The organism is Bacillus sp. mrc49, from assembly GCF_002803435.1.
In genome coordinates this window covers 1-7,528 of sequence record NZ_PHNG01000480.1, presented here as the reverse complement: position 1 = coordinate 7,528, position 7,528 = coordinate 1, and the positions used below count along the sequence as shown (strand labels likewise).

At 45.5% G+C, this 7,528-nt stretch carries 6 protein-coding genes and 2 pseudogenes; 2 read left to right on the top strand and 6 right to left on the bottom strand.

Going from position 1 to position 7,528, the window contains the following annotated elements:
- Nucleotides 1-8: 8 nt before the first annotated feature.
- Nucleotides 9-1,208 carry a glycosyltransferase family 4 protein gene (locus tag CVN76_RS04430; protein WP_100530448.1) on the bottom strand — a complete coding sequence of 400 codons (1,200 nt, stop codon included), beginning with the start codon at nucleotides 1,206-1,208 and terminating at the stop codon, nucleotides 9-11.
- A 199-nt stretch (nucleotides 1,209-1,407) separates the two neighbouring features.
- On the opposite strand from CVN76_RS04430, the gene wecB reads away from it, so the two are divergent.
- Nucleotides 1,408-2,544, top strand: coding sequence for a non-hydrolyzing UDP-N-acetylglucosamine 2-epimerase (gene wecB, locus CVN76_RS04425; RefSeq protein WP_100530447.1), 1,137 nt, complete (start codon nucleotides 1,408-1,410; stop codon nucleotides 2,542-2,544).
- Nucleotides 2,545-2,608: 64 nt separating this feature from the next.
- On the opposite strand, the pseudogene CVN76_RS32310 reads toward wecB, so the two are convergent.
- The 3 genes and pseudogenes from CVN76_RS32310 to CVN76_RS04415 all read right to left on the bottom strand — a co-directional run.
- Nucleotides 2,609-3,241, bottom strand: a pseudogene (locus CVN76_RS32310) (methyl-accepting chemotaxis protein); the annotation flags it as partial.
- Nucleotides 3,242-3,550: 309 nt separating this feature from the next.
- Nucleotides 3,551-4,297 (bottom strand): annotated as a pseudogene (locus CVN76_RS32305) (HAMP domain-containing protein); the annotation flags it as partial.
- Between the two features lie 207 nt (nucleotides 4,298-4,504).
- Nucleotides 4,505-5,866, bottom strand: coding sequence for an MATE family efflux transporter (locus CVN76_RS04415; protein ID WP_100530445.1), 1,362 nt, complete (start codon nucleotides 5,864-5,866; stop codon nucleotides 4,505-4,507).
- Nucleotides 5,867-6,105: 239 nt separating this feature from the next.
- On the opposite strand from CVN76_RS04415, the gene CVN76_RS04410 reads away from it, so the two are divergent.
- Nucleotides 6,106-6,474 (top strand): VOC family protein, encoded by a 369-nt coding sequence (locus tag CVN76_RS04410; protein ID WP_332850604.1) that lies wholly within the window; start codon nucleotides 6,106-6,108, stop codon nucleotides 6,472-6,474.
- A 62-nt stretch (nucleotides 6,475-6,536) separates the two neighbouring features.
- On the opposite strand, the gene CVN76_RS04405 is transcribed toward CVN76_RS04410, so the two are convergent.
- Together CVN76_RS04405 and CVN76_RS04400 are read right to left on the bottom strand one after the other, a co-directional pair.
- A complete protein-coding gene (locus CVN76_RS04405; protein ID WP_100530444.1) occupies nucleotides 6,537-7,307 on the bottom strand; it encodes a sulfite exporter TauE/SafE family protein in 771 nt (256 codons plus the stop codon).
- Between the two features lie 35 nt (nucleotides 7,308-7,342).
- Nucleotides 7,343-7,528, bottom strand: a 186-nt coding sequence (locus CVN76_RS04400; protein WP_157805513.1) for a DUF523 domain-containing protein, incomplete at its 5' end; no start/stop codon positions are given.

The window sequence follows — 7,528 nt, the reverse complement described above, 5'->3', positions numbered from 1 at the left end:
ATTCTTCCCTACGCCTCCAAGACGTTGATGAGGCCTTTAATATTTTGGGACCATAGAAAATGCTGTTTCGCATATACATAACCGTTTTCCCCTAGCTCTTCACGCAGCGCTCGATCTCTGGCCATGGTCAAAATGTGGCGACTGATTTCACCCACATCCCGGCTATCTGCCACCAGCCCGCACTTCGCCTCTGAGATCACCTGCTTGGCCCTTCCCGCCACATCACCGACAATTGGCTTTCCGACACACATATAATCAATGATCTTTCCAGGCAGCACCTTATTGAACACCTCTTTTTCCACCAAGCTTACATAAGCAATATGGGAGGAGGAAACTTCATGAAGGGTCACCCTCCGATTCATCGCATTAATGACTTTTATATTCGCCAATCCCTTCGCGCTGATTTCCCTCTCGACTTCAGCTGCCCGGTAGCCGTATCCGATTATCGTGAACTCGATTTGCTCATGTTTCCTTAACGTTTCAGCAATGGCTATCAGTTTTTTCAGGTCTTGGGCCAGTCCGATATTCCCGGTATAGACGACCTTGATTTTCGTTTCAGAAATGGGGGTAAATACATTCCGCAACGCCAGCTCATCACCAGTGAGCGAATTGGGGATGAATTGAATCGTTTCTTCCTGGACCCCCTTGGCCCTGATATAATCCCTGAACCCAGGGCTATTGATGATAATATGATCTGAATGCCGATACAGCTTCCGCTCCAGGACGTATGCGAACTTCAAAATCCATTTATTTGCGAAAACCCCCACTCCTATCAACGATTCTGGCCATAAGTCCCTGACATCGGTAATGAGTTTCGCCTTCATTTTTCTCTTGGCAATCAAAGCTGCCATCGTCGGGAAAATTGGCGGTGTCGAGACAAACACATAATCATATGTTTTTTCGAGACGGATGATTGTATAAATGAAAAGCCACATCGCTTCAAGATAATGCAGCAAGCGCCTTCCCATATTGCTTGTATACCGCTTCACCTTATTCGGTTTTATCCTGATGACATCTTCCTCAATATGTTCCTCATCCCAAAATTCATGGTCTTGATACAAACTTTGATCGGGATAACTCGGTTTCAACGTGATGACCGTTACTTCATATCCGTTTCTTTTCAAATGGAGATACACATTTTTCATTCGATTTCCCGCACTTCCGATTTCCGGATAAAAGTTTTGCACGATCATCAGGACGCTTTTCATATTCACCTATCACCTCTATTCTTGGATCAGTCATGCTTCCTGCTTTATATTGTAAAGTGCCGTTATTAATGGAAGGTTAAGGAAATATAAAGTCCTCATTAATTTTGTAAATATTCCGTTAATTATTGTTTCGTTTTCATTTTTCCTCTGAATCTCTCGTTATAATGGGGAGGACAGTTAGCAGGAGGAGGAATGGAGCATGCCTAAACAACGTTTGAAGGTCATGACGGTCTTTGGCACAAGGCCTGAAGCAATTAAAATGGCACCAGTCGTTTTGGAACTGAAAAAACATCACGCCGAAATAGAAACCATCGTGGTGGTCACCGCCCAGCATCGGGAAATGCTTGATCAAGTACTGCAATGTTTTCAAATAAAGCCAGATCACGATTTGGATATGATGAGAGACAGACAGACATTAGAGGATATTACAACAAGGGGCATCGAGGGACTGAGTTCGCTCATGAAGCATATAAAACCGGATATCGTCCTCGTCCATGGAGATACGACGACCACTTTCATCGCTAGCTTGGCTGCTTACTATAATAAGGTCCAGATTGGCCATGTTGAAGCCGGACTCCGCACTTGGAATAAGCATTCACCGTTTCCTGAGGAGATGAATCGGCAATTGACCGGTGTCCTGGCCGACATCCACTTCGCCCCGACCAAGCAGGCTGCCGAAAACCTGCTATTGGAAAATAAACGGACCGACAGCATCCACATCACTGGAAATACGGTGATCGATGCTTTGAAAACAACGATCCAGAAGGACTATTCGCATCCGATCCTCTCTGATTTGAATGGAGATAGGATGCTATTAATGACCGTACATCGGCGTGAAAATATCGGAAAACCGATGCAGGGGATATTCCGTTCCGTGAAGCGGCTTCTTGATGAACATGGGGATATCCAGGTTGTTTTCCCGATTCATAAAAATCCAGTCGTCCGGGAAATCGCCCATGAGGTTTTCGAAGAAACAAAGAGGCTACATATCATCGAGCCCCTGGAGGTGATTGATTTCCATAACTTCGCGGCACGATCTCATCTCATCCTGACAGATTCCGGGGGGGTGCAGGAGGAAGCACCATCACTTGGCGTCCCGGTTGTCGTGTTGCGCGATACGACGGAACGGCCGGAGGGAATCAAGGCCGGCACACTTTTATTGGCCGGAATCGAAGAAGACCGCATTTACGAGGCCGCCCATAATCTGCTTACGAACGAAGGCGACTATAACAAAATGGCAACAGCCTCGAATCCATATGGGGATGGCTTTGCATCGAAACGGATTGTCGAAATTCTCCTCAAGCATTGTCAAGTGAGGTTCGCCCTTCCATCATGAAAAAATGAAAAGAGAAAAAGCCTGCCGCCTCGCATGGGCGGTCAGGCTTTTCGATTTTCACGTGTTAAAACTTAAACCGGCTCACTTCCAATTTCAAGCCTTCAGCCAAGGTTGCCAACGCTTGGGCACCTTCGGAAATCTGTTCGGTGGCGGTGTGCTGTTCTTCGGTCGCAGCACTTGTATCATTTGCCCTTTCTGCTGATATGACCGCTATTTCCTTGATAGAATGAGCGCCTTCCGTAACATCTTCGGTCATCACCTGCAGATCGTCAACGGCAGAGGAAACCGAGGCAATTTGCTCACTCACCTGTCCGACGGCCGATTTGATGCTAGTGAATACTTGAAGCGAGCTTGCCGAAGCAGCAAGTCCTTCTTCCGCTTTCTTACTTCCTACATTGATAGACTCGACTCCCTTTCCAGTAGCTTCCTGGATGAACCGGACCATTTTCTCAATTTCCGCTGCCGATATCTTCGATTGCTCGGCAAGCTTCCGGACTTCATCAGCCACCACTGCGAACCCTTTCCCATGTTCTCCAGCTCGTGCCGCTTCAATCGCAGCATTCAATGCCAATAAATTCGTTTGTTCGGAAATATCGGTAATGAATGTTGTCACCCGTTGAATTTCATTGGAGTGACTCGACATGTTTTCCATAATTTTTGCCGACTCGCGAATCGTGGCATTAATATCCTTCATTTGAGCCGTTACATCATTCATGCCCTCTGCCCCGTGTTGAACGAGTCCATTGACGGTCTTGGCTGAATGAAGCATTTCGACATTGCTCAGTGTGATCCGTTTGATGGCAGCAGCCATTTCAATCATCGAATCGACCGATTTTTCGACAATATCGACCTGAAGGGAGGTGCCTTTCCTATTTTCCTCTGCTGTTGCCGACACCATCTCTGAGGACGCCAGGCTTTGTTCTGAACTTGCCGACATCTGTTCAGCTTGAACAGCAAGCTGTGACGCGGAATCCCTCATATTCAGGACAATCGATTTAAGTCCCCCTACCATTAAATTGAAGGCCGCTGCCATTTCGCCAATTTCATCTTTGTTCCGGATTTTCATTTCTTCAATATTTAAATTACCGGAAGCGACTTGGCCCAGCGCTTCCGTCAGCTTACGGACAGGACGTGAAATGCTTCTGCTGAGGATGATGGGCAATATGATACTGAGAACGAACCCGCCGATTATCAGCAAAACGATGAATGCTTTCATATCCCCTACCTTCTCATTCAATTCCTTCCTTGTCTCCTGCATATACACATTCTGTTTGCCATCCAGCTTCTGGGCATTATCCAAGATCGTTTTATCCAGCTCAATCGCATTATCGGCGATTTCCATCGCCTTCTTACTATTCCCTTGCTGCATGCTTATGGTTATCTCTTCAGCCATTCCCATATATTCCAGCTGCGTGCGATGAATCTCTTCAAGCAATTCCCGGTCTTCCTTGGATGTCATGCTTTTCTCAAGCGTGCTGTATGCCTTCTCGAATCCATCATGAGCCGTCTCCCTATTTTCCAGATAAGTGGAATCTTTATAGATGATATATCCGCGAACATCATTAGAGATGGCTTGCTGCTTGTTGATCATCTCCTCGACTAGGCTGATTTTTTTCACCCGATCATCCAATAAAAACGTATACTTGCCATTCAAATCGATGATGATCCATAGATACAGAACACCTATGGCCACCAAAAATAAAAGGATGGACAAAAAACTTGCCCATAATTTTTTCGATACGGATAACTTCAAGATATGCAACCTCCATTTGTCCAAAATTTAAAATTTTCAATCTATATGGATAATATCGGCCAACTAGTACTTTTTTTCCAGTACAATATACACATGTCGAAAAAAATTGGAAAGAATCAAGTTTCCGTTGTAAATGAAGGCGTAATCTCAAATTCGCGGGTAAAAACAAAAAAAAGACCACCAAATGGTGATCTTTACGGTGAACATTCAATTGACCTTCTCTTTTTTTCCAAGCACCGAACCTTCTCGTTTCGAATATAGCAGGATCGTCAGGAATATGACCACCTCGGATAAGGGGATCGCCATCCATGCGGCATTCGTCCCAAATATCAACGGCAATGTAAGCAAGAAAATCAGCATGAAAATGAATTCACGGCCAACCGTGATCCAAGCCGCCATCTTCACTTGCCCGATCGATTGGAAATAGGTCATCATGACGAAGTTGACCCCCATCAGGATGTAGCCGCTAAAGAAAATCCTGATCCCGATTGTCGCAAGCTCCTTAACTTCGCTTGAAAAATCACCGAATAAATCGACGATATAAGGCGCCGCAATTTGCCCTAGGAGCGTAATCGCAATTCCTGCTCCCATTGCTGTCAATATGGCGATGCGAACCGTTTCACGCTTCCGCTTTTCATCTTGTGCCCCATGATAATAGCTGACCAGTGGCTGAATGGCCGACCCTATGCCAAGAAACATCAAGAGCATGACACTATGGGCATAATTCACAATGGAAAATGCCGCTAACCCGTCGGTGCCTACAAGGCGGGAGAACGCATTATTATGGGCAATCGTAAAGACGGATACCCCAATTTCCGCTAGGAAGCTTGGAAAGCCGATCATCATCGTCATCACGAAAAGCGACTTTTCGAACCTGAACGTAACGAGACGAAGCGTGTTCTTCTTCGTGAAGAAGTGAATGCTGAGAACCAGGATGCCAAGCGCGGCTGCGATGATCGTTCCATACGCGGTTTCCCGTACACCTAACTCAAGGACATATAGAATGATGAAGTTCAGGACGAAATTCGAAACGGCCGTGACGATCAGGGAGACCATCGCCAAATTCGGATTGCCGTTGTTCCTGACGAATATGCTTAAGGTATTCTCCAGCGTGAAAACAAATCCAAGCATCAGGAATACATTCATGTAGTCCGTCGCAAAAGGAGCGGTTGCCTCATTGGCCCCTAGTGCATATACAAGCTGATTATGGAAAGCATAGGCACCCACACCTATGATTACGGTAAATATCGTGATCAAAATGATTGAATGGGTGAAGATGAAGCGGGCACGATCATAATCCCTTGCGCCCATGCTTTGCGAATAAAGGGTTGCCCCGCCAACTCCGATCCAAATGGACATCGCTACAAAGATCGTATAAATGGGACCGGCAATATTGACGCCTGCCAGGGCGACAGATCCCAGCTTATTGCCGACCATCACTCCATCGACGACAAAGTTCAATGCCATCAATACCATACCGATCATCGAAGGAATCAAATAACGCAAAAACACCCTTCCCGTCGATTCCAACTCCAATACATTTTGTTGTTGCTGTTCCCTTAATGACATTCCTATCCTCTCCTGCTGTTTGACCTTACTGAAAATCGTCCATGATGCCGCCGAATCTCTTACAGTACAGTTTTGGCAATCTGCCCTTAACCATGTAACAATTTCTGATAAAACCATCATAACTTAACGAACGTTCGTCAGGCAAGTGAAATCAAAAAAAATCTTGCCCTTCTTATTTCCAGCAAAGAAGGAGGATATGCCAGACCTTTCGAAAAGGAACCCGAAAATGGAGGAGGCAGATGAAGCATCAGGTTACCCCATATTTAATGTTCGATGGACAGGCCAAGGAAGCATTGGCCTTCTATGAAGATATATTTCAAGCGGAGATTGCTGACCTGCAAACCTACGGAGAAGCGGACGATCTTGTTTTGCATGCAAAGATCAAAAAAGGGAATCTGTTGATCATGGTATCCGATACGTTTCCAGGAAATCCTCTTGCAGCCGGAAACAACGTATCGTTGGTCCTCGAGTGTGACAGCGAAGCCGAAATACGGAGTTTATATGATTCCTTGTATGCAAAAGGTTCATCTTTAAGGGAACTCCAAGATACCTTTTGGGAGTTAAGTACGGGAAGGTCAGGGATCAATTCGGCGTACAATGGGACTTGAACTTAACTAAATGACCGCAAAAATGGCCGAAGATCCAACCTGCATCTTCGGCCATTTTCTTTTTAAAGCACATGAAAATAATTCAAGACATTTTTCCCAATCAACAAAACGGTGACGCAAATGAACAAAACACGCACATACGATGCGCCTTTCTTGATGGCGAAGTTCGTCCCGACCAATGCCCCGCATACCATGGCAAGCCCCATCGGAATCCCATAGGCGAAGTTGACGGTTCCCATTGATAAAAAAATGATAAGTGCTGCAATATTGCTGCCAAAGTTCAAGATTCTGGCATTCCCGGCAGCCTGGACAAAATCAAACCCTATGATCAAAAATGAAAATAATAAGAAGGAACCAGTCCCTGGTCCAAGAAACCCATCATAAAACCCAATGGCAAAAATTATGCCAATCAGCAAAAGCATTTTTTTCCTTTTCAGTCCTTTATACTTTGCCTCTTTCCCCCAATCCTTTTTTATCAACGTATAAACTGCGACGATGACCAAAAGGATCAAAATGAGCGGCTTTAGGATCTCTGCGGAAACGAAATGAACAATATAAGCACCCAATGCCGCTCCGATCAAGGTGATGGGAAACAGCTTGATGACGAATTTAAAGTCCACCTTCCCAGCCCTGATGAATGAAATCGTACTCGTCAACGATCCCATCGTCCCTGCAAGCTTATTCGTTGCTAATGCCGCTGAAGGTGAAATTCCCGTAAACAATAAGGCTGGAATCGAGATCAATCCCCCGCCGCCCACAACGGAATCGATGAATGCAGCAACAAAGCCGGCAAGTATTAAAAATAACAACGTATAGAGGTTGATATCCTCCATGTATTCCCCTCCCCCAAAAGCAAAAGCATTACACCTCATTTTTCTCCCAGATGATCGGATAACCACTCCTCTGACGTGACAATGAATCCATGCCGCCTAAGCAAAGCCGCGGTCACTCCATTCCCGGCCCTCTTCTCCCCCATGAATTCACCATTATAAATCGCCGCACTGCCACAGGATGGACTATTTTCTTTTAAAACGACCAGCGTCGCCCCAATCTC